Genomic DNA, 20,830 nt, shown 5'->3' with positions numbered 1-20,830 from the left:
CAGAGGGCCGAGCGAAAGGTGTACCGGATGGAGTGGGACTCCGGTGAGGACAGGGGCGGGGAGTGTCCGTCCTCCGTGGTTCTCGATCCGCTGGTGCAACGGCTCGTCGACGCGTCCTCGGCCCCGCCGCTTCTGCACGAGCTGGGTCCGGTCGACGGCCGGCAGGCGCTGAGGGAGTCCCAGGTCCACCGGGTCGAGGACTTCGAGGTGGACGCCACCTTCCATGTGGCGCCCGTGGGACCGTCCGGGCTGGTGGGCTTCTGGGTCTTCAGACCAGCCCGCGTAAGAGGACCGCTCCCCACCATGTTCTACGTCCACGGGGGCCGGTGGATGCTGGGAGACGCGCAGACCCACGCACGGCTCATCAGCGAGCTCGTGCTCAGCGCGGGCGTGGCCGCTGTCGTCCCCGAGTACAGCCGCACTCCCGAGGCCCGCTGTCCCGTGGCCATCGAGGAGTGCTACGCCCTGATGACCTGGGTGGTCCGGCAGGCCGGCGAACTCGGTCTCGACGCGGACCGATTGGTGGCCGCCGGGGACTGCGCCGGCGCCACCATGGCCACGGCGCTCACCATGATGGCGAAGTCGCGCGGCGGCCCGAGGATTCGTGCCCAGCTGCTGTACTACCCGATCACCGACGCACAGTGCGACAGCCCCTCCCAGCGGCGGTTCGCCACTGGGTACCTGCTCACCCGGCAGGCCCTGCGCCAGTACTGGCAGCAGTACACCGCTGATCCCCGGCAGCAGGCCGAACCGACCGCGTCTCCGTTGCGCGCGAGCCTCGCGGGGCTTGCGGGGCTGTCGCCGACGCTGGTGATCACGGCGGAGGCGGACGTGACGCGGGACGAGGGGGAACAGTACGCGGATCGGCTTCGTCGTGCCGGCGTGGAGGTGACCGCGGCCCGTTTCCTGGGCACGGTCCACGACTTCGTGTCCCTGACGGCATTGCGCGACAGCCTGCCGACGCGGGCGGCCGTACGGCAGGGCGCTGCTTTCCTGCGCAGGCTGCTGAACTGAGAGGCGGCCAGGCCCGCCGGGCAAAGAGCGCAGACCAGTCGGCCGACTGATGCGTCTACCCTTGCACAAAGTCACGCTTGCAGGCATGTCAGCAATCTTTGGTTCCTTCACGGAGAACGGCGGCCCCGGCCTCGACTCCACCGCGAGGCGGCGCGGTGAGATGCTGTCCACGAGTTCTGCGCCGATGTCACACGCGGCGCAAAGGACGGCGCCGCGAAGGCCCGCGCCCAGTGGGGAAACCGGCCGCCGGAGTTCCGGACCGCACGGGCATCGTCGAAAAGTGACCGGCACGGACGGTCTCGGCTCTCTGCGGACCTCCGTCCTGCGTTCCGACGAGGAACGCGCCCCCGTCCTGCCATGGCTGTCGGACGCCGGCGATGAGGAAGTCCTGTACGTCGCCCTGCATGTCCACGGTCCGGTCGCGGTCCCCCACGACGGAAGCGAGGTCTTCCTGGAACCGGGCGACATCGTCTTCTGCGATGCGGGTGTGCGTGACTCCCCGCGCTTCGGCGATCCGTTCCGGATGACGGTCTTCCGTGTGCCGCGACGCCGCCTGGAGGTCGCCGAGTCCGACCTGCGCCGGGTCATGGGGGTGCCCCTGCGCTGCGGAGAGGGTGTGGGGGCACTGGTGTCGAACTTCCTGTCCGCGCTCGCCTCCGAGACGGCGTTCCACCGGTCGCACACCGGCTACCGGCTCGCCCGCAACGCCGTGGATCTCCTCGCCGCACTCGTCACGGGGTTCGTCGAGGGGGAGCAGGCCGACGCCTCAGGCGTCGGTGCGCAGACGCTTTCACGCATCCGGACCTTCATCGAACTGCATCTGACCGATCCGGATCTGTCGCCGGAGTCGATCGCGCTCGCCCACCACATCTCCGTCCGCTATCTGCACAAGCTCTTCCAGAGCGAGGGCACGACAGTGAGTCAGTTGATACGACTGCGCCGGCTCGAGGCCTGCCGGTACGAACTCGGCCGGGCACCGGATCGCAGGCTCGCCGTGGCCGCCGTAGCGCACCGTTGGGGTTTCGCCAGCGCGTCACACTTCAGCCGGGTCTTCCGGGCCGCCTATGGCATGTCGCCCAGTGAGTGGCAGGCTTCGGCGTGGGCTGACTCGGACGTGCCCGTTCCTGGCCGTTCTCCCGGTGGGCGTCGACGCCCCGGGGTTGTCATCGCGTCGCCCGTCTCGGGCACCACGGGTCCCGCGGCGGCGTCGAAGGCATGGGTCACCTCCGGTGCGGTGCCCTCGACGAGCAGTCGGCGGGCCCTCTCCTCGTGACGGCGGTCGGTGGCCGTGAGCCGGCTGTGGTGCTGGGCGAGATGCTCCGACCAGGACGCGACCAGGTAGTTCTCGACGAACCGGCCCGGATCGCTGCCGTCCTGGTAGAGGCCCCAGGTGAGGGCTCCCGTGCGCCGGCGTGAACGGGCCACATGGTCCATGCACTCGATGAAGGCGGCCCTGTTCGCGGCCGCGATCCGGTACACGACGGAGACCAGCACGGGGCCGTCGGCCGGTCCGGGTTCGAACACCAGGGGCGGAACGGGCCAGTGGTCGGACGGGGACGGATCGATGCCGTCCGTGCCGTGCAGCGGCCAGCGGCGCACACTCACCGCGCCGAGCAGCAGCAGACCACTGCCTGCCAGAAGGGAGACGGTCAGCCCCGGCCCGTCGGCCAGCGCACCCCACAGGGGTGCCGTCAGCGCCTGCCCGCCCTGGAAGACCAGGAGATAGACGGCGAGTCCCCGGGCCCTGACCCAGCCGGGCAGCCGTGCCTGGACGGCCGCGTTGAGGGTGGACAGCACGCCGATCCAGGCCAGACCGGCGGGCAGCAGCACGACCGCCGCGAGCCATGGGACCCGGACCGTGGCCAGTACCGCCAGGACTCCGGCGAAGACGAGGGCCCCTGCGGCCAGAGTGCCGTTGACGCCCAGAGCGCGGCGGATCGCGGGCAGCGCGAAGGCCCCGCTCACAGCACCGGCTCCGACCGCACCGAGCAGCACCCCGTACCCGCCCGAGCCCAGGCCGAGGGAGCGGCTCGCGACCAGTGGAAGCAGCGACCACAGCGCGGCCCCGCCGGGGATGAACAGCACCGTGCGCAGCAGGACTCGGCGGACGCCGGGCGCGTTCCACACGTAACGGCGGCCGGCGTGCAGAGCCGTCAGGAGCTTCTCGCCCTGCGCAGTCGGCGGTTTTGCCCCGGGCCGTCTCCACAGTGCGAGAACGGCCGCGGTGCCGAGGTAGGAGGCGGCGTTGAAGGCGAAGACCCAGCCCGCGCCCGCTGCCGCGACCACCGCTCCCCCGAGTGCCGGGCCGAGGGCGCGAGCGAGGTTCATGTTCACGGCGCCGAGCGCGGCCGCCTGCCCCAACTGGCGGCGTTCCACGAGTTCCGGCTGGATGGCCTGCCAGGCCGGGCCCATCAGAGCGGTGCCGCATCCCAGCAGGAAGGTGAGACCGAGCAGCAAAGCCGGAGTGAGCGCGTCCGCGAACGCCAGCACCGACAGCGTGGTGGAGGCGGCAAGCATGGCGAACTGAGCGACCAGCAGCACCGTACGACGGTCGAAACGGTCGGCCAGCACGCCGGAAGGCAGAGCCAGCAGCACGACGGGGAGACTGGACGCGGTCTGGACGAGCGTCACCAGGGCGGCGTCGTGGCCGATCAGCAGCCACTGGGCGCCCACGGTCTGCATCCAACTGCCGATGTTGGAAACCAGTTGTGCGATCCACAGCGCCCGGAAGACACGGGCCGCGAGCGGGGCCCAGGCTGAATCGGACTCCGGGAAGTCTTTCGGTGACAGTGCGGTGTTCACGTCGGTCCCTACCGGTACGGGGCACGGACACCTTGCTTCCGGCGGTGTCCCGGGTGCCGTGCGGGCATGGCCGAGGGTGGCCGCGAGGACGGTCGCGGGTGCCCGTCGGCTGAGAGTGCAGCGTCTGTGGTCCCGCAGCTCACTGCCCGAGGGTGCCGGCCCCTCCCTGCGGGGCCGGCACCGAGTTCACGCCTGCGGCTTGACCCAGGGGGCGTCGGAGGCCGAGAGGCGGTGGGCAGCCGCGGACGTCACCACGAGCAGCACCAACGTCAGGACCAGGACCAGGACGAGTCCGGTGTGTTCCAGAAGCACGGCGCCGGCGAGGGCTCCGAGGAATATGGCCAGTACGGACAGGATCCGCCGGCCGGGCCGGGGTGCGGCCCCGCCCGCCGAGGTGGAGTCCGCAGCCAGTCCCGTCAGGGTCAGGGTCAGCACGGTCGTGGTCAGGTCCGGGACCCCGAGGCGTCTGGCGACCGCGTTCTGCAGCCCCATGGCGAGCCCGAGGAGCACGATCAGGGCGTAACGGACCTCGGTGGTCACGCTGCCGTGCGAGACCACGGCCGTGATGACCGCCCCGGCGACGAGCAACGCCTGAAGCGCCGTGGCAAAGGCCAGCAGCCGCCCGCGGTGCTCCGCGAACCGGGTGCCGAACCGGCCTCCCGCCAGCGCGCCGACGAGGAACGCGGCCATCGACACGACGGAGGCGAGCACGGACAGGCCGTCGGCACCTGCCAGGGCGAACCCGAGGAATACCACGTTGCCGGTCATGTTGGCGACGAAGACGTGCCCGAGCCCCAGATAGCTGACGGCGTCGACCAGGCCGGTCGCCACCGTCAGTATCAGCATGAGCGGCGGCAACGGGCCGTGCCTGTCCCCCTTGGGCGGAGCCAGCGTGCGGGCCGCGTCAGTCAGCAGCTTGCGCATACTGAGTTGTTCCTTCCTTGACTGAGGGACGATGCAGCAGCACACGGGTGAGCAGTCCGCTCACCGGGCCGACCACGATGGCCACGACCGAGACCCACAGGGGCCAGGGGGTCAGCCCGAGTGCGTGGTCGGCCGACCAGCGGCCGGGTCCGGTGAGGGCCAGGACCGCGGAGGCCACGACGAGGACCATGGGGTACTCGTAGCCGTCGTTCTGGACCCAGAGCCCGTTGTGCCATTTGACGGTGCCGGCCACCGTCATCACCCCCATGGCGGCCATCGCCGCCGCGGGAGTGAGCAGACCGGCCGCCAGGAACAGGCCGGCGCCGATCTGGCTGCCGCCCGCGGCAAGCGCGGTGAGCCTGCCGCCGCGGAAGCCGTCGTGACGGAACTCCTCGGTTCCGCCCGCCAAGCCGTTGCCGCCGAGGCGGAAACTGATTTTCTGCACCCCGTGCCCGGCGATGAGGAGCCCCGCCACCAGTCGGAGGACCAACAGTCCGGTGTCCATTCGTTCCTGCCTGTTCCTGACGTTCCGTCGATGCTCAGGTGAAGGGGTCAGCCGGCCGCGTGGGCGCCGATGACAGCCTGCGCGTAGACCAGGCCCAGGCCGTAGGCCCCGCCGTGCTCCTTCACCACCTCCGTGACGGGGACGTACGACTCCGTCCGCGCCCAGTCGCGCTGGAGCTCAAGGAGCACCTGCACCCAGGTCACCGGAATCGCGCCGCCCTGGACCATGCGCTGGACGGCGTGCTCGTGCGCCTGCGGGCTGACGCCGCCGGACGCGTCCGTGACGACGTAGACCTCGTAGCCCTGGGAGATGGCGGACAGGGTGGGCAGTACGACGCAGACCTCGGTCCACAGCCCGGCGATGACGAGCTTCTTGCGGCCCGTCGCCTTGACGGCTTCGACGAAGTTGATGTCCTCCCAGGCGTTCATCGTGGTGCGGTCGATGATCTTCTGGCCGGGGAAGACATCGGCCAGCTGCGGCATGATCGGACCCGAGAAGGACTCGGCGGCCACGGTGCTCAGGACCACCGGAACGTCGAACACCTTGGCCGCCTTGGCCAGGCCCACGGTCGAGTTGATGATGGCGGTGCGGTCGCCGCTGCCGGTGCCGAAGAACATCTGCGGCTGGTGGTCCACGAACAGCACGGCGCAGTTGTCGGGGGTCAGCAGGTCGGGACCGGGGGCGGCGGTGACTTCGGAGATGTTGACCACGAGAGGGCCTTTCCATGAGTGATGTGATCGCGGACGGGTGTCCGCTGCTGAGCGAAGCCGTCCGTTCGACGGCGAGAGGTGGGGGGTGGTGTCCCGGGAGGGGCGGTTCATGACCGGGCCTCTCCCGGAAGATCAGAGCGAGAAGCAGGGGTCGAAGACCGTGCTCTCGGTATCCGGGGCCAGACCTCGTCGGGCGCGCCACTGTCGGTGCTGCTGCGACTCCGCGACGGCCTGACCGAGCAACTCGGCCTGGCGGGCGCCCGACGACCCGGTACCGGGCGTGGACTGGTAGCCGCCGAAGTGCGCGACCGGGCTCCACCCGGGGCTGACCGGCGGCAGTTCCTCGTCGAGTCCCTCGTACTCGGCGGCGGCGTAGACGATCCGGCCGCCGACGACCGTCAGCAGGGACTCGATGTGCCCGATGTCCGGCTCGGGCACGGCGAAGTAGTCCTCGGACAGGACCGCGAGGTCGCCGAGGAAGCCCGGGCGCAGGACGCCCTTGGCGTCCTCCTCGCCGGTCAGCCGGGCCCCCGCTTCGGTGAACATCGACAGCGCCGTCTGCCGGTCGACGCGGTTGTGCGGTGGGCGCATGACCAGGTCGCCGACGGTGCGGCCGGTGATCAGCCAGTGCAGGGCGACCCACGGGTTGTAGGTCGAGACCCGGGTGGCATCGGTGCCGGCGCCGACGGTCAGACCGCGCTCCAGCATGGCCCGGATCGGAGGGGCGTCCGCTGCGGCGCCGGGGCCGTAGCGGCGTACGAACGCCTCGCCCTGGAAGGACAGGCGGTTCTGCACGGACATGGCGCCGCCGAGGGCGGCGATGCGGTCGAGGCTGTCCGCGGAGACGGTTTCCGCATGGTCGAACAGCCACCGGTTTCCGGCCGGGAAGAGTCCTTCCGCGGCCAGCTTTTCGAATACCGCGAGATCGCGTCGGATGGTGTCGTCGTAAGTGGCGTGCAGCCGGAATCCCCAGCCGTTCTCCATGAGCAGACGTACGGCCTTCTCGAATTCTGTCTCATAGCCGGGAGCGAGTTCCGGGCGCGGCTGGGCAAAGTTCTCGAAATCTGCTGCCGCCCAGGTGAGATTCTCTCCCGCACCGTTGAGGCGGAGCCATTCGTCCCCGTCCTCGGGGCGGGCCATTTCGATCCAGCGGGCAAGGTCGTCGATTTCCTGACCGGCGGTCTGCGGGAAAAGATGGTAGGCGATGCGCAGCGACAGTTGACCGGCCTCGGCCAGTTCGACGACCGTGCTGTAGTTGTCGGGGAAATTCTGGAATCCCCCCGCTGCGTCGATCGCCGACGTGAGCCCGAACCTGTTCAGTTCCCGCAGGAAGTGACGGGTGGAGGTCTTCTTGTCCTCACCCTCCAGCACCGGGGCTTTGGCCAGAGTCGAGTAGAGGATCAGAGCACTCGGGGCGGCCAGCAGCATGCCCGTGGGCTCACCGTCCCGGCCCCGTACGATCTGACCGCCCTTCGGATCGGGGGTGTCCCTGGTGTATCCGGCGGCCTTGAGCGCCGCCCGGTTGAGCACCGCCGACTGGTACAGGTGAAGAACGAACACCGGTGTGTCCGGCGCGGCGGCATTCAACTCGGCGACGGTCGGCAGCCGCCGTTCGGCGAACTGCTCGGCCGACCATCCCCCCACCACCCGGACCCACTGGCCCTTCGGCGTGCGGGCCGCCTGTTCACGCAGCATCGCCAGGCCCTGACGCAGCGTGCGTACGCCGTCCCAGCGCAGCTCCAGCACGTAGTTGAGCCCACCCCGGATGACGTGCAGGTGGGAGTCGTTGAGGCCGGGGATCATCCGGCGGCCGAGAGCGTCGACCACCTTCGTGGCCGAGCCGACATGGGGTGCCACGTCCTTGTCGTCGCCGACGACCGTGATGACGCCGTCCCGTATGGCGATCGCCTCGGCCTGCGGGCGACCCGGGTCTCCTGTGTGGATCTTCGCGTTGCGGACGATGAGGTCCGCGGGGTTGTCGGTGGCGCTGGGAACCAGCCCACCGACCGGCATCGTGGACACCTTTCGACAACCTCCTGCGGCATGAACAGCGTCGATTTCCATCTACATCGACTTCCAACTCCGGTGACAGCGGCGGGCAGAGAGAGTCGGGAGAACACGCAATCAATGCGCCTACGCTCAACCGAAATGAATTCCGGGTGGGCCTTCTGTGCGACGCACAGCCCCAACTCCGGCAGCCCGCAACTGCTTCGCCACCAGGCTATTTCGAGCCGAATCATCCATGTGTCCCGGCAGTGCACAGCATTCGTTCCGACAGTGCACTGCATCCCGTTTCCATGCGCTGTGGGGTCAACTCCGGTGCACTGACCGTCAACCTCCGCCGCCTTCAGGGTCCTAGCGTGGTGATCGACGGCCCCGCAGATCTCCATGTCTGGCCCGGAGTCGCCCCGCCGGAGGGACCGGCACATCACATGAAACTCAGGAGACTCACATGTCCGACGTTGTAGACCCGGTCCAGCCGGTGCTGGAGCCTGCGGCGGCCGCGTTCGCCGAAGCGACCGCCAATCCGCCCTATCTGTTCGACCTGCCGCCCGCCGAGGGCCGTAAGGCGGTCGACGAGGTGCAGTCCGGCGAGATCGACAAGCCGCAGATCGACGAGGAATGGATCACCGTCTCGGGCGGTCCGACGGGCAGTGTCCGCGCACGCATCGTGCGCCCCGCCGGCGTGGAAGGGACCCTGCCGGTGATCCTCTACATCCACGGCGCGGGCTGGGTGTTCGGCAACGCCCACACCCACGACCGCCTGGTACGCGAACTCGCCACCGGCGCGAACGCCGCCGTGGTCTTCCCCGAGTACGACCTCTCCCCCGAGGCCCGCTACCCGGTCGCCATCGAGCAGAACTACACGGTCGCGAAGTGGGTCGTCCAGCAGGGCGCGTCCAAGAACCTGGACGGCTCGCGGCTGGCCGTCGCCGGCGACTCCGTCGGCGGCAACATGACCGCCGCACTGACCCTGATGGCCAAGGAACGCGGCGACATCCCGCTCGTGCAGCAGGTGCTGTTCTACCCGGTCACCGACGCGAACTTCGACACCGGCTCCTACCGCCAGTTCGCGGAGGGCTACTTCCTGCGCCGCGACGGCATGCAGTGGTTCTGGGACCAGTACACGACCGACGAGGCCGACCGCGCCCAGATCACCGCCTCCCCGCTACGGGCCACCACCGACCAGCTCACCGGGCTGCCGCCGGCCCTGGTCATCACCGGCGAGGCCGACGTCCTGCGCGACGAAGGCGAGGCCTACGCCAACAAACTCCGCGCAGCCGGCGTCCCCGTCACCGCCGTCCGCTTCCAGGGCATCATCCACGACTTCGTCATGCTCAACGCACTCCGCGAAACCCACGCCGCCCAGGCCGCCATCACGCTGGCCGCCGACACCCTGCTCACCGCGCTCCACACCGGCTGACACCGCGCTCCACGCCGAACCCCGAAAGCCCCCGACAACAGGGAGAACAACCCGAACATGACCACGAACACCACCCCCACAGCTGTTCTCGTGCACGGAGCCTTCGCGGACGCCGCCAGTTGGACCGGGGTCATCGCGGAACTGCAGAACCACGACATCCCCGTGGTCGCGCCACCGAACCCGCTGCGCGGCCTGGCGTCCGACGCCGCATACATCGCGTCCGTGGCTGCTCAGATCGACGGTCCGGTGGTGCTCGTCGGCCACTCCTACGGCGGTGCGATCATCTCCGTGGCAGGCGCCGCGGAGAACGTCGTCGGGCTGGTCTACGTAGCGGCCTACGTCACCGAAGAGGGCGAGAGCCTGGGCGAGTTGCAGGGCCGCTTCCCCCTCTCGCCGCTCGTCAGCAACCTGAAGGAGGCGACGTACCCCGCGGAGGGATCGGAGCCTGCCGTCGAAGTCACCATCAAGGCCGAGGCATTCCCGGACATTTTCGCCGCCGACGTCCCGGCCGCCGCCACCAAGGTCCTTGCGGTGGCGCAACGTCCACTGGCCGCCTCGGCATTCACGGAGACGGCCTCGGCCGCCGCGTGGAAGACCAAGCCTTCCTGGGCGCTCGTGGCCGGCGCGGACCAGGCGATCAACCCAGAGGTCGAACGCTTCGGAGCCAAGCGGGCCGGGGCGACGATCGTCGAGATCGAGGGCGCCTCGCACGCCGTGGCCGTGTCCCGGCCCAAGGAGGTCGCCGAACTGATCCGCGACGCGGTACGCGCGACGAGCTGATGAGGCGACGGGCAGTAGGGCGGCCGCGCGGCGGCACTCACCACACGGTGGGTGCCGCCGCGCGGCCCTTCGGTCCCGGCACAGGGTGCGATCTCGCCGCAGGCTTCTTCACCGGCGCTCCACCGTGACCACCACGACCAGGGCCGCCAGCAGCGCACCGGCGGCGAGGGCAGGTGCCGGGAAGAAGGCGGCCAGCAGGACGCCGGCCGCGGCGACGGGATACGGAATCCACTCGGCCACGGTTCTTTGGTGGGGCCGGAGATGTACGGCCCAGACGGTGATCAGGAAGACGGCCGCGGGGACGGTGACCGCCGCGCCCGCGGCCAACGGCGAAGCGTCCGTGCGACGCGTGACGTGATCGGCGTACGCGGCCAGACCGGCTCCCTCGGCGGTCGCCGAAGCAAAGATCAGATAGTGGCCGTAGGCCCAGGTGAACCTCCTGTGGTGGGCCCGGTGCGTCGTGGCGAGCAGGGTGTGCGCGGATCTGGCGAAGTACAGCCACCACATGGCGTAGACCATGAACAGGCCGCCGGCAGCCACCGCGTACAGCGAGCCGATGCCGTGGTGCCGGTCGAAGGCGCCCCGGACGGCGACGGTGGCCGCCGCGACGGACTCTCCGAGGACGATGAGGGTGAAGAGTTCGTAGCGCTCGGCAATGTGGCGCGGATGCCATGGGGTCATCCCGGCGGACTGCGCCCACACCGGGACGGAGACCTCGGCGATGATCAGCACCACGATGCCCGGCAGCCGCGCCGATGCCGGGAGACCGAGCAGCCCGACCCACCCGACCTGGCACACCGTCACCCCAACGGCGAAGCGCAGGGTGGCCGGCCGCCGAGCGGGGTCGGACCATGCGGCACGCAGCCACAGGGCAGCCAGCGCCGTGCGCAGCACGACGTATCCGACGGTGATGACCCGCAGATCACCCTCCTCGAACGCGCGGGGAACGCCGGCTGCGAGCACGAGCGCCCCCGTGATCTGGACCAACACCGTCAGCCGGTACAGGACGTCGTCCGGGTCGTAGGCGGATGCGAACCAGGTGAAGTTCATCCACGCCCACCAGATGGTGAAGAAGACCAGCGCGAAGCGCAGGACACCGGTGGCGTACTCCCCGTCGGTCAGCGCCTCGTGCAGACTCCCGGACACCTGCGCCACCGCGATCACGAAACACAGGTCGAAGAGAAGCTCCAGCGAGGTGGCGGCCCTGTGCGGCTCGCCGGGGTCGCGGCCCAGCATGCTCCGCCATCGCCTGGGCGCCGGGGCCGCGTGGGCGATCGGGGGGCGGCTCAGCGGAGGGCTCCGAGCGCGGCCTCGACCGTCCGGTGGAAGGTGGGATACGTGTAGATCATGTGCTGGAGCCGGTCGACGGGTATTTCGGCGTGGACGGCCACGTTCAGCCCGTAGAGCACCTCGCCGCCCGCCGGCCCCGCCGACGTCGCGCCGACCAGTACGCCCCGGTCGGTGTCCTCGACGAGCTTGATGAACCCCTCATTGCCCGGCCCGTGAATCCACCCTCGTGTGGAGGAGGAAATGGGCAGCACGCTGGTACGCACCCGCAGTCCCTGCTCCCGCGCCTGACGCTCCGTCATCCCCACCGCACCGATCTCCGGATCGGTGAAGGTGACGCGGGGCAGCGCCCGGTAGTCCGCGTCGGGGCCAGGCTGTCCGAGTATGTCCCGAACGGCGATCTCCGCCTGGTACATCGAGACGTGGGTGAAGGCGCCCCGGCCGGTGATGTCGCCAATCGCCCACAGCCCGTCCCCTGCCCGCATCTGCCCATCCGTGCGTACGACTCCTGCTGCCGGATCGAGTCCCACCGAGTCGACCGCCAGTGGGGCCAGATCGGCGTGTCGCCCGGCGGCGACCAGTAGCCTCTCGGCGCGCAGCGGCTGCCCGCCCGCTTCCAACCGTACGGTGAACGCGGTGCCGTCATGGCCGATCTGCCGCGCCCGGGCACCCGTCAGTACGGTGACACCGTCCGCCCGCAGAGCCTCCGCCGCCAGCTCCCCCGCCTCCGGCTCCTCCTGTGACAGCAGCCGGTCCTGCCCCTCGATCACCGTGACCGCGCACTTGAAGCGGGCGAAGACCTGGGCGAGTTCGACACCGATGGCGCCCCCGCCGAGCACGACCATCGACTCCGGCAGCTCCTTGGCCGCCATGGCATCCCTGTTGGTCCAGTACGGCGTTCCCTCGAGGCCCGGCACCGGGGGGATCCGGGGCCGCGTGCCGGTGGCCAGCACTACACCGCGCCGGGCTTCGAAGGTGCGGTCGCCGACCACCACCCGGCGTGGCCCTGCGAGTCGGCCTGTCCCGCGGACGAGTCGGCCGCCCTTGGCCGCCAGCCGGTCGACGGCCACCCGGTCGTTCCAGTCGTCGGTCGCCTCGCCGCGAATGCGCCCGGCGACCCGGCCCCAGTCCGGAGTCACGACCGCCTCACCGGCGAGGGCGGGGATCCGGCCCGCCTCGGCAAGCAGATTCCCGGCCCGGATCATCATCTTGCTGGGCACGCACGCCCAGTACGGACACTCGCCTCCGACGAGTTCCGCCTCGACCCCCACCACGTCAAGTCCGGCCTCGGCCAGCGTGCCCGCGACGTACTCGCCGCCCGGCCCCAGCCCGAGGACCACCACATCCACCTGCTCGTTCGTACTCATGCCTCTCCTCGCTCCCCGGCTCGCCGGGCGTGGGTTGTCCCGCCGAGGCTAGAGCGGCAGGACCACCACCCATGCCTGCCAGCGCACGGGGGCTTGTCCGAGAGCGAACGCCTCGCACATGCAACGGGCACAGTGCGCCGACAGGCATCACCACATGCGCTGTCGGTCAATGCGCCCTGCGTCGGGGCACCTAGCGTCGCCCGGGCAAGCACAGCACGGCATCGCAGGAGGCGGTCCATGACCAGCAGTTCCAAGCCCTTGAGCAGCAGCCAGCCCTGGCTGCACCAGAAGGGCGGGGTGATCCAGGAATTCGGCACCGTCAAGCAGTTCCCGATCGGTCTGTCCTACGAGGCGCGGATGTACTCCTGCCAGCGCCTGAACAGGGTCCTGGCGGACACCCAGATCCTCTACGGCCTCTACAAGAAGCATCACTGGCTGATGCGCGGCGCGACCTTCTACCAACTGCACCTGGTCCTGGACAAGCACGCGGGAGAGCAGCTCGAACTCGTCGACACCATCGCCGAACGCGTCCAGTCCCTGGGCGGCGTCGCGGTAGGGGATCCTCGGCACGTCGCCGAGATCACCTCGATTCCGCGGCCTCCGGACGGGGTGGAGGAAGTGCCGGCGATGCTGTCACGACTGCTGGAGGCCCACGAGACAATCCTCGTCGAGGCCCACGACGCCGCCGCCCGGACCGCCGAGCTGGGGGACGACGGCACCAACGACCTGCTTGTCTCCCAGGTGATCAGGACCGGCGAACTGCAGGCGTGGTTCCTGGCCGAGCATCTGGTCGACACACCGCTGGTGCGTGCCTGACGGAGCCTCAGCCCGTGTCCTTCCGGACACGGGCCGACGCCCGTATGGCACCCCCGTCCACCTACGATGCAGTGAGGATCGAAGATCGCGGACTCTGCATCAGACGGAGCGCTGCTTGACCGGGAGCGGATGATGGATCTGCGTCAGATGGAGGTCGTCGTCTCTGTGGCGGAGACGGGCGGTTTCACGGCGGCGGCAAGACGCCTGCACGTGGTCCAGTCCGCGGTGTCCAGCACGGTGCGGGCCCTCGAACGCGAATTCGGCACCCCCCTGTTCGACCGCACCACGCACCGTGTTTCGCTGACCCCCGCAGGTGAAGCATTCCTCCCCGCCGCGCGTGCGACCCTCCGAGCCGCCGAACTGGCACGGGAGGCGGTCGATGCGGTGCAGGGGCAGCTGCGCGGACGCATCACCGTCGGGACGATGCAGGGGGTCTGGGCCGGGCTCCACCACGCCCTGGCCGCGCTGCGGGCGGAGCATCCAGGCGTAGTGGTCCAGCTGCGGCAGGCGGCGGTCGCCGACATCCGCCAGGCGCTGCGCGAGGGCACGGTGGACCTGGCCGTGGTCGCGTTCGACCGGCAGCAGCAGCGCGGGCTGACGACGCGGCTGCTGTCGCGCGAGGAGATGGTGCTGCTGGCGTCGTCCCGGCGGCTTCTCGGTACGACGCCGAACGGTGAAGTCGAACTCGCCGAGGCCGCCCGGTCGCCCCTGGTGGACTTCTCACCGGGCTGGGCCATCCGCTACGCGGTCGATCGGGCCTTCCGCGCCGCCGGCGTCGACCGCAGCACAACCTTCGAAGTGAACGACATCGTCGCGGCAGCCGAACTGGTCCGCAACGACCTGGGAGTCTGCATCATGCCCAAGTCGATCGCCGACCGCTTCCCCGATCTCCCCCAGTACCGGTTCCACCGGCACGCGCCGCACTGGAAGATCATGGTGGTACGCCCGCCCGGCGAGGCACCACCGGCAGTCGCCGCACTGCTGCGCCACATCACTTGACAGGACCGAGACACTCATCGTGGCCCCCCTGACACCACCACCGGTAGCGTGCAGGCCGTGTCAGATGCCGACGAGGTGCGTGAGCGGATCCGGGTGATGGCCCAGGGTGACCCCGAGTGCCGGAACTTCAGTGCGCGCAGGCACCGGTGGGTGCTGGCTCCACCGGTCCCGGAGGCCGCCGTGGCCCGCTTCGAGCGGCGGCACCGCTTCGTTTTCCCTGCTTCCTACCGCTCATTCATCACCACGGTGAGCAGGGAGCGTGCCGGGCAGCCCTACGGCCTCTACGAGTTCGGGTGCTGAGATGGCGAGCGAGGGCCCGCAGCTGCGCGGCGTGGTCGACGAGCGCCGCGGCCGGCGCGTACAGCTCGGCCGACGCCAGTGTCCGGGCGAACCCGAACAGTTCGACGTGGACACCCACGCGCCGGCGGGCGCACCAGTCGTACGGGTACTGCACCAGCTCCGCGAAGCGGAGCCGCTCGCCGCCGTGGGTCATGACGCCCTCGGCGCCGGCGTGGGCGAGGACGACCCGGCACTCGACCGGGTGCTCGGTGTGGCCGGTGCACCAAGCCGGGCAGGCGGGGTGACCGGGCCGTGGTCGAGGGACGGCACCATGACGGTGCGCGGCGCGCTCATCGGCCTGCCTGCCTCCTTCCCCGCAGCACCCCAGCGGCAGTACCCAAAGGAGGGGTGCTCGGCACGACGGGCCCGCAGGTAGTCCGCAGACCAACCAAAGTCGTCGCCCTGCTGGACCCCCTCCAGGGCGACCCGGGCATGCACGACGCGGTCGGGATGTGGACGAATGTCTTCTTGTGGCCGGCGCGGGCATGGCGAGTTCTTCGAGGACAGCCGCAAGGAGGCCGCCCAGCCCGGCGCTCAGGCTACGGTCTTGCATGGGTTCGGCTCCATTGATCAGAAGGGTTTCCTCTCAGGGCCCCGGCGGTACTGGAATCACCGGCCCGGGGCCGTTTCGTCTCACGCGTGTCTCACACGCTGCGTGTGAGACGGTGACCCAGGAGCCTCAGACCTGGACCTTATGGACTTTGTGGACACTCACGAACCACTGAGGACGACAGGTAAACTCTGGACACGTGACTGCTGTGTCTGCGAAGCCTCGCATCCCCAATGTCCTGGCCGGCCGCTACGCCTCCACGGAGCTGGCCGTCCTCTGGTCCCCCGAGCAGAAGGTGAAGCTGGAACGCCAGCTGTGGCTGGCGGTGCTGCGCGCTCAGAAGGACCTCGGGATCGAGGTGCCGGACGCCGCCCTCACCGATTACGAACGTGTCGTCGACCAGGTCGACCTGGCCTCGATCGCCGAGCGCGAGAAGGTCACCCGTCACGACGTCAAGGCCCGCATCGAGGAGTTCAACGCCCTCGCCGGCCATGAGCAGGTCCACAAGGGCATGACCTCCCGTGACCTCACCGAGAACGTCGAACAGCTTCAGATCCGGCTCTCCCTGGAGCTGATGCGCGACCGCACGGTGGCGGTCCTGGCCCGGCTCGGCAAGCTGGCGGGCGAGTACCGCGAGCTGGTCATGGCCGGCCGTTCGCACAATGTCGCCGCGCAGGCGACCACGCTCGGCAAGCGCTTCGCGACTGCGGCGGACGAGCTGCTGGTGGCCTACGGGCGGCTCGAGGACCTGCTGGGCCGCTACCCGCTGCGGGGCATCAAGGGCCCCGTGGGCACGGCCCAGGACATGCTCGACCTGCTGGGCGGCGACGCCGGAAAGCTCGCCGAGCTGGAGCAGCGCATCGCCGGGCACCTCGGTTTCGCTCAGGCCTTCACATCGGTCGGCCAGGTCTACCCGCGCTCGCTCGACTACGACGTGGTGACGGCACTGGTGCAGCTGGCTGCGGCGCCCTCGTCGGTCGCGAAGACGATCCGTCTGATGGCCGGGCACGAGCTGGTGACCGAGGGCTTCAAGCCGGGTCAGGTCGGCTCCTCCGCGATGCCGCACAAGATGAACACCCGCTCCTGCGAGCGCGTCAACGGCCTGATGGTCATCCTGCGCGGCTACGCGTCGATGACCGGCGAGCTGGCCGGCGACCAGTGGAACGAGGGCGATGTGTCCTGCTCCGTGGTCCGCCGCGTGGCGCTCCCCGACGCGTTCTTCGCATTCGACGGTCTCCTGGAGACCTTCCTGACGGTGCTCGACGAGTTCGGGGCGTTCCCGGCCGTCGTCGCCCGCGAGCTGGACCGCTACCTCCCGTTCCTCGCCACGACCAAGGTCCTGATGGGTGCGGTGCGTGCCGGTGTCGGCCGTGAGGTCGCCCACGAGGCGATCAAGGAGAACGCGGTCGCCTCGGCCCTGGCCATGCGTGAGCAGGGCGCCGAGCGCAACGAGCTGCTCGACAAGCTGGCCGCCGACGAGCGCATCCCGCTGGACCGCGCACAGCTGGACGCGCTGATGGCCGACAAGCTCTCCTTCACGGGAGCGGCGGGCGACCAGGTCACCGCGCTGATCTCGCGCATCGAGGAGATCAGCAAGCAGCACCCCGAGGCCGCCGCATACACGCCGGGCTCCATCCTCTGACGGCCGCCACCGCAGCCGGATGACACCCGAAGAGCTCCAGGCCGCCCGCGACAGCACCGTTCCCGATGTGGTCGCGGGCGGCCTGCGTGTGCTGTTCTGCGGGATCAACCCGAGCCTGATGACAGGGGCAACGGGCCACCACTTCGCCCACCCCGGCAACCGCTTCTGGCCGGTACTCCACCGGTCCGGCTTCACCCCCCGGCAGCTGAAGCCGGCAGAACAGACCCAACTGCTGCGATACGGCCTGGGCATCACCAATGTGGTCGCCCGGGCCACGGCACGGGCGGACGAGCTGTCCACCGAGGAGTTCCGCGAGGGCGGACAGATCCTGGCAGCCAAGGTCGAGCAGCTGCGACCGCGGTGGCTGGCAGTCGTGGGGGTCACTGCGTACCGCACCGCCTTCGGTAAACGAACCGCCCGGATCGGTCCGCAGGACCACACGATCGGCGGCGCCCGCGTCTGGGCCCTGCCCAACCCCAGCGGCCTCAACGCCCATTGGACCGCTCACACGATGGCGGAGGAGTACGGACGCCTCCGCACCTCTGTCGAATGTGACGGCATCAGCACCACCGAAGGAGCCTGACTCCCCGGCGCCTGTACGGCGGCTCGACGCCGATGGCCGTGTCGTGGTTGCGGTTGGCAGTTGTGTCCGTGGCAGGAGGCTGGTGGCCGGCCCATCACGGCGAGCGGTGGCGGGGCCGTCGCGGAGGGTCGCTGACAGGGCCCGTCCGCAGGAGGCGGGTACCCGGACCGGACACAGCGGACGGCTGTCGCGTTCCGTCTCAGCGGGCAGCAATCTGCTCACTCACGGCGGATCAATCTCCGTCACTACAACGCTCAGCTCGCAACCGGGGCCTTCCTCCTCCAGGTAGAGCCCCATGGCAACCCATCGGCCCTCGATCCGCCAGAGCTGGAGGTACTCGCAGCCCGCAACCGTCTCGGCCCACGCCTCCGGAATCTCCTCACCGGCCATCATCCGCTCCTGCGCACTCCACAGACTGATCATCTGCGGCTCGCCCCAGCGACCGGTGAACAGCGTCAGCAGCGCGTCATGCTCTGCGAGGCACTGGGCCCGGTGGTCCAGTCGCCCTGCCTCGTCGTCGTCCCAGTGATCGATGTCCGCGTGCAAGGACGCTGTGTGATAGCCGGGCCCGCTGACTCCCGAGCCTGACCGGATGCGCTCCGCGGGAAAATCCCGGGTGCGCATCCCGTCGATGAGGCGGAGATGATGTGCGGTGGTCATGCCGCTAGTAAACCGCCCAGCACTGACAAGCTGCTCCGCATCAGGGGCTTTGAGGGGCTTTCAGCCGTCTTGCTCCATCTTTGAGGACGTGGCAGCGGGCTATGCGTCCCATCGCCGGATCGCGTGAGGTCGCCGCGGCCGCGAATTCCATGGCGTCGGAGGTGAGGTCGAGGCAGGCCTGCTCCAACGTGGCCTGTTCATCGACGAGTTCAAGGACGGGAATGCCATCAGTGGCGGCCATCGCACCGATCTTCCCGGCCTTCGCGCCCTCGACGGTCCAACGACCGTCATCACCCTGCGCAGACTCATATCCCTTACGGATCAGGACATCACGCAGCCGAGTGGATTCGGTCGTGCGCACCCGCACCCGGGGCCGGCCGCGGGAGCCAAGGAAATTCTGCATCGCCAGGTCGGCGAGGAGCCGGCCCCTGCCGAGCACCACCAGGTGGTCGGCGAACGATGATGTCTCGTTTCATCAGATGGCTGGAGACCAGGACTGTGCAGCCCTCTCGGGCGAGCCGCTTGATGGCGAAGTCCCGGCACAAGAAGGCGGAGAACGTGCGGAAGTTCTTCCACCCCTCGGCGGAGGCGATCGCCGAGGTCACGAGTTTGCTCGCGCCGAGCGACAGCAGGCGTTGAGTTCGGCGGCGCCCGGCCTGTCGGCGCTGTCGCGAGGGCGAGCGGGGCACATCCCTCGGTGCGTGGGGTCGGCAGTGTGCTGGTGCCCCGCCAGGAGGCTGCCGACCGCTGGCTCACAGGCGGCGCGAACGCTCATCCCTGGCCGTGGCTCAGCCAATGGGCGATGTCGGCGATGACGGCGGGGTCGACATGCTGCGGGGTTCCGTATTCGGCGGGGGTGGATGGTCCTGCGCCGGGGAAGAACAGGTGGTTGTCGGCTTCGTAGACACGGATATCGGCTTCCGGGCGGCCGGCCAGGCCCGTCCGCCATCGCACGAGGTCGTTGGCGACGGTGACCTGGTAGTCGCGTCCTCCTTGGAGGATGAGCATCGGCTTGCCGAGTCCGGCCGCGATTGCGACCGGGTCGTAGTCACGCAGTTCGAGCCAGTACGGCGCGGACAGGCCGAACGGCAGATCCGCTGCGGGGGTCGAGGGCGTGAGCTCCGCACTGTCGACCAGGGCGGCCTGCCGCTGGAAGGTCTCTATGGCCGCGGGTGGGACCTGGTCGGGAAGCACGGCGGCGAGGTAGCTGACGACGCGGACAGCGGCGTGGTGCATCGGCTGCGTGTCACCGGCCATGATCACCAGACCCGCCACCGTGGGTGCGGCGGCGGCGACGGCAGGGGCGACCTTGCCGCCCATGCTGTGGCCGAGGACGAAGACCCGCTCGGGGGCCACAGATCGGTGGCGACGGAGCAGGCCGACCGCGTCGACGGCATGCGGCACGTATTCCTGCGTCATCGTCAGGTCCGATGCTGCGGCCACATCGCGGTGGGCGTAGGTCGCCTTGTCGAAGCGCAGCACTGTCGTCCCGCGGCTGGCGAGCCCCCAGGCCAGGTCCTTGAGCGGTTTGTTCGGCCCGCTGGTCTCGTCGCGGTCGAACGACCCACCACCGGCGAGCAGCACCACGCCGGGGCCGGGCGTTTGCCCCCGGGGGACGCTCACCGTGCCTGACACGGCGAGTGGGCCGGTGCCGACGGTGACCTCGTGCTCGCTGAAGCGGCCGGGCTCGGCATAGGGCGGTGGCATCCAAGCGAGTTCTGAGCCGGTCATGGACTCTGTCGCGGCGCCGTCAGGCATCCCATCACAACCTTTCTCGATGAATGCGAACGGTAGCATGGCGTGCGATCATTGCGGGATGGATGCTTTCGAACTCTTGGCCCACCCGGTGCGGTTGCGAGTGGTTCATGCGATGTGCGGCGGCAGGGAGCTGACCACCGCCGAGCTGTGCGACCGCATTCGGGACGTCTCGAAGGCCACGGTCTACCGGCACGTCGACCTGCTCGCAGCCGGCGGGGTCCTGGAAGTCGCCCTGGAGCGGCGCGTGCGCGGCGCGGTCGAGCGCCGCTACCGGCTGCGCCGCGACCGCGTGGGGATCGATACGGAGACGGTCAATTCACTCTCGCTCGAGGACCATCGCAGCGCATTCGCCACCGCTCTGGCGGTCCTGGCTGCCGAATTCACCGCGTATCTCGACCGCGACACGGCCGGCCCGGTAGCCGACCTTGTCGGCTACCGGCAGCATGCCGTCTGGCTCAGCCCTGGGGAACTGCATGGGATGATCGACGGGATGCGGGAGGCGATCGCCCCCCACCTGGCCAACGAGCCATCACCCGACCGCACGCAGTACCTGATCAGCCCGATCCTCTTCCCCGTCGAAGCACCGCCGACCGAGACCGGCACCGATAACACCGCCGCGGGCGGCCCGAGCCCGGGACCCGGCAGCTGAGCCAAGTCCACCACTGTCCCC

19 protein-coding genes and 2 pseudogenes are annotated in these 20,830 nt (G+C 69.7%); 10 read left to right on the top strand and 11 right to left on the bottom strand.

What is annotated here, in order from left to right:
- Nucleotides 1-27: 27 nt before the first annotated feature.
- Nucleotides 28-1,014 (top strand): alpha/beta hydrolase, encoded by a 987-nt coding sequence (locus NRF20_RS37475; RefSeq protein WP_398632538.1) that lies wholly within the window; start codon nt 28-30, stop codon nt 1,012-1,014.
- A gap of 49 nt (nt 1,015-1,063) precedes the next feature.
- Nucleotides 1,064-2,056 (top strand): annotated as a pseudogene (locus tag NRF20_RS37470) (helix-turn-helix domain-containing protein); the annotation flags it as partial.
- A 20-nt stretch (nt 2,057-2,076) separates the two neighbouring features.
- Here NRF20_RS37470 and NRF20_RS37465 read toward each other — a convergent pair.
- The 5 genes from NRF20_RS37465 to NRF20_RS37445 all read right to left on the bottom strand — a co-directional run bounded on the left by NRF20_RS37465 (nt 2,077) and on the right by NRF20_RS37445 (nt 7,977).
- Nucleotides 2,077-3,816 (bottom strand): MFS transporter, encoded by a 1,740-nt coding sequence (locus NRF20_RS37465; RefSeq protein ID WP_413754008.1) that lies wholly within the window; start codon nt 3,814-3,816, stop codon nt 2,077-2,079.
- Between the two features lie 186 nt (nt 3,817-4,002).
- On the bottom strand, nt 4,003-4,740 hold the full coding sequence (locus tag NRF20_RS37460; protein ID WP_398632536.1) for a YoaK family protein: 738 nt from the start codon (nt 4,738-4,740) through the stop codon (nt 4,003-4,005).
- A complete protein-coding gene (locus tag NRF20_RS37455; RefSeq protein ID WP_413754007.1) occupies nt 4,721-5,245 on the bottom strand; it encodes a DoxX family protein in 525 nt (174 codons plus the stop codon). Before NRF20_RS37455 ends, NRF20_RS37460 begins: the two co-directional genes overlap by 20 nt.
- Before the next feature lie 47 nt (nt 5,246-5,292).
- Complete coding sequence (locus NRF20_RS37450; RefSeq protein ID WP_398632534.1) at nt 5,293-5,955, bottom strand: hydrolase; 663 nt, start codon at nt 5,953-5,955, stop codon at nt 5,293-5,295.
- A 132-nt stretch (nt 5,956-6,087) separates the two neighbouring features.
- On the bottom strand, nt 6,088-7,977 hold the full coding sequence (locus tag NRF20_RS37445) for an amidohydrolase (RefSeq protein WP_398632533.1): 1,890 nt from the start codon (nt 7,975-7,977) through the stop codon (nt 6,088-6,090).
- Nucleotides 7,978-8,407: 430 nt separating this feature from the next.
- Between NRF20_RS37445 and NRF20_RS37440 the strand changes: the two genes are divergently transcribed.
- Both NRF20_RS37440 and NRF20_RS37435 read left to right on the top strand, forming a co-directional pair.
- Nucleotides 8,408-9,379: an alpha/beta hydrolase gene (locus NRF20_RS37440; protein ID WP_266363557.1), complete on the top strand. Its 972-nt coding sequence runs from the start codon at nt 8,408-8,410 to the stop codon at nt 9,377-9,379.
- A gap of 57 nt (nt 9,380-9,436) precedes the next feature.
- Nucleotides 9,437-10,159, top strand: a complete 723-nt coding sequence (locus NRF20_RS37435; protein ID WP_413754006.1) for an alpha/beta fold hydrolase — start codon at nt 9,437-9,439, stop codon at nt 10,157-10,159.
- Nucleotides 10,160-10,267: 108 nt separating this feature from the next.
- On the opposite strand, the gene NRF20_RS37430 is transcribed toward NRF20_RS37435, so the two are convergent.
- Both NRF20_RS37430 and NRF20_RS37425 read right to left on the bottom strand, forming a co-directional pair.
- On the bottom strand, nt 10,268-11,395 hold the full coding sequence (locus NRF20_RS37430) for a low temperature requirement protein A (protein ID WP_398632531.1): 1,128 nt from the start codon (nt 11,393-11,395) through the stop codon (nt 10,268-10,270).
- 50 nt (nt 11,396-11,445) lie between these two features.
- The gene (locus NRF20_RS37425) at nt 11,446-12,813 is read right to left on the bottom strand and encodes a dihydrolipoyl dehydrogenase family protein (protein ID WP_398632530.1); all 1,368 of its coding nucleotides are present in this window, start codon (nt 12,811-12,813) and stop codon (nt 11,446-11,448) included.
- Nucleotides 12,814-13,050: 237 nt separating this feature from the next.
- Between NRF20_RS37425 and NRF20_RS37420 the strand changes: the two genes are divergently transcribed.
- The 3 genes from NRF20_RS37420 to NRF20_RS37410 all read left to right on the top strand — a co-directional run bounded on the left by NRF20_RS37420 (nt 13,051) and on the right by NRF20_RS37410 (nt 14,928).
- Nucleotides 13,051-13,629, top strand: coding sequence for a Dps family protein (locus NRF20_RS37420; RefSeq protein WP_398632529.1), 579 nt, complete (start codon nt 13,051-13,053; stop codon nt 13,627-13,629).
- A gap of 132 nt (nt 13,630-13,761) precedes the next feature.
- The gene (locus tag NRF20_RS37415) at nt 13,762-14,628 is read left to right on the top strand and encodes a LysR family transcriptional regulator (RefSeq protein ID WP_398632528.1); all 867 of its coding nucleotides are present in this window, start codon (nt 13,762-13,764) and stop codon (nt 14,626-14,628) included.
- A gap of 57 nt (nt 14,629-14,685) precedes the next feature.
- Nucleotides 14,686-14,928 (top strand): hypothetical protein, encoded by a 243-nt coding sequence (locus tag NRF20_RS37410; RefSeq protein ID WP_398632549.1) that lies wholly within the window; start codon nt 14,686-14,688, stop codon nt 14,926-14,928.
- Here the strand turns inward: NRF20_RS37410 and NRF20_RS37405 are convergent.
- Complete coding sequence (locus NRF20_RS37405) at nt 14,867-15,454, bottom strand: DUF6907 domain-containing protein (RefSeq protein WP_413754646.1); 588 nt, start codon at nt 15,452-15,454, stop codon at nt 14,867-14,869. The two genes, NRF20_RS37410 and NRF20_RS37405, sit on opposite strands and share 62 nt — an antisense overlap.
- A 262-nt stretch (nt 15,455-15,716) precedes the next feature.
- Between NRF20_RS37405 and purB the strand changes: the two genes are divergently transcribed.
- Both purB and mug read left to right on the top strand, forming a co-directional pair.
- Nucleotides 15,717-17,159 carry an adenylosuccinate lyase gene (gene purB / locus NRF20_RS37400; RefSeq protein WP_398632526.1) on the top strand — a complete coding sequence of 481 codons (1,443 nt, stop codon included), beginning with the start codon at nt 15,717-15,719 and terminating at the stop codon, nt 17,157-17,159.
- A gap of 19 nt (nt 17,160-17,178) precedes the next feature.
- The gene (gene mug, locus NRF20_RS37395; RefSeq protein ID WP_398632525.1) at nt 17,179-17,742 is read left to right on the top strand and encodes a G/U mismatch-specific DNA glycosylase; all 564 of its coding nucleotides are present in this window, start codon (nt 17,179-17,181) and stop codon (nt 17,740-17,742) included.
- A 222-nt stretch (nt 17,743-17,964) separates the two neighbouring features.
- On the opposite strand, the gene NRF20_RS37390 is transcribed toward mug, so the two are convergent.
- The 3 genes and pseudogenes from NRF20_RS37390 to NRF20_RS37380 form a co-directional block, all read right to left on the bottom strand.
- Nucleotides 17,965-18,402 carry a hypothetical protein gene (locus tag NRF20_RS37390; RefSeq protein ID WP_413754005.1) on the bottom strand — a complete coding sequence of 146 codons (438 nt, stop codon included), beginning with the start codon at nt 18,400-18,402 and terminating at the stop codon, nt 17,965-17,967.
- 40 nt (nt 18,403-18,442) lie between these two features.
- Nucleotides 18,443-18,929 (bottom strand): annotated as a pseudogene (locus NRF20_RS37385) (hypothetical protein); the annotation flags it as partial.
- Between the two features lie 244 nt (nt 18,930-19,173).
- On the bottom strand, nt 19,174-20,109 hold the full coding sequence (locus NRF20_RS37380; protein ID WP_413754004.1) for an alpha/beta hydrolase family protein: 936 nt from the start codon (nt 20,107-20,109) through the stop codon (nt 19,174-19,176).
- Between the two features lie 70 nt (nt 20,110-20,179).
- Here NRF20_RS37380 and NRF20_RS37375 point away from each other — a divergent pair, with 70 nt between their 5' ends.
- Nucleotides 20,180-20,809 (top strand): helix-turn-helix domain-containing protein, encoded by a 630-nt coding sequence (locus tag NRF20_RS37375; RefSeq protein ID WP_413754003.1) that lies wholly within the window; start codon nt 20,180-20,182, stop codon nt 20,807-20,809.
- Nucleotides 20,810-20,830 lie beyond the last annotated feature (21 nt).

The sequence above is a fragment of the Streptomyces sp. R-74717 genome (assembly GCF_047305335.1).
Classification (GTDB): domain Bacteria; phylum Actinomycetota; class Actinomycetes; order Streptomycetales; family Streptomycetaceae; genus Streptomyces; species Streptomyces atratus.
This window is presented reverse-complemented; position numbering and strand designations above follow the sequence as displayed.

Bases quoted from the DNA above. Each gene is read 5' to 3' on its own strand.
- NRF20_RS37425 (WP_398632530.1), bottom strand. From the start codon at position 12,813: ATGAGTACGAACGAGCAGGTGGATGTGGTGGTCCTCGGGCTGGGGCCG.
- NRF20_RS37460 (WP_398632536.1), bottom strand. From the start codon at position 4,740: ATGCGCAAGCTGCTGACTGACGCGGCCCGCACGCTGGCTCCGCCCAAG.
- NRF20_RS37390 (WP_413754005.1), bottom strand. From the start codon at position 18,402: ATGACCACCGCACATCATCTCCGCCTCATCGACGGGATGCGCACCCGG.
- NRF20_RS37455 (WP_413754007.1), bottom strand. From the start codon at position 5,245: ATGGACACCGGACTGTTGGTCCTCCGACTGGTGGCGGGGCTCCTCATC.
- NRF20_RS37375 (WP_413754003.1), top strand. From the start codon at position 20,180: ATGAATGCGAACGGTAGCATGGCGTGCGATCATTGCGGGATGGATGCT.
- NRF20_RS37405 (WP_413754646.1), bottom strand. From the start codon at position 15,454: ATGCCCGCGCCGGCCACAAGAAGACATTCGTCCACATCCCGACCGCGT.
- NRF20_RS37430 (WP_398632531.1), bottom strand. From the start codon at position 11,395: ATGCTGGGCCGCGACCCCGGCGAGCCGCACAGGGCCGCCACCTCGCTG.
- NRF20_RS37475 (WP_398632538.1), top strand. From the start codon at position 28: ATGGAGTGGGACTCCGGTGAGGACAGGGGCGGGGAGTGTCCGTCCTCC.
- NRF20_RS37435 (WP_413754006.1), top strand. From the start codon at position 9,437: ATGACCACGAACACCACCCCCACAGCTGTTCTCGTGCACGGAGCCTTC.
- NRF20_RS37420 (WP_398632529.1), top strand. From the start codon at position 13,051: ATGACCAGCAGTTCCAAGCCCTTGAGCAGCAGCCAGCCCTGGCTGCAC.
- NRF20_RS37415 (WP_398632528.1), top strand. From the start codon at position 13,762: ATGGATCTGCGTCAGATGGAGGTCGTCGTCTCTGTGGCGGAGACGGGC.
- mug (WP_398632525.1), top strand. From the start codon at position 17,179: ATGACACCCGAAGAGCTCCAGGCCGCCCGCGACAGCACCGTTCCCGAT.
- NRF20_RS37380 (WP_413754004.1), bottom strand. From the start codon at position 20,109: ATGCCACCGCCCTATGCCGAGCCCGGCCGCTTCAGCGAGCACGAGGTC.
- NRF20_RS37440 (WP_266363557.1), top strand. From the start codon at position 8,408: ATGTCCGACGTTGTAGACCCGGTCCAGCCGGTGCTGGAGCCTGCGGCG.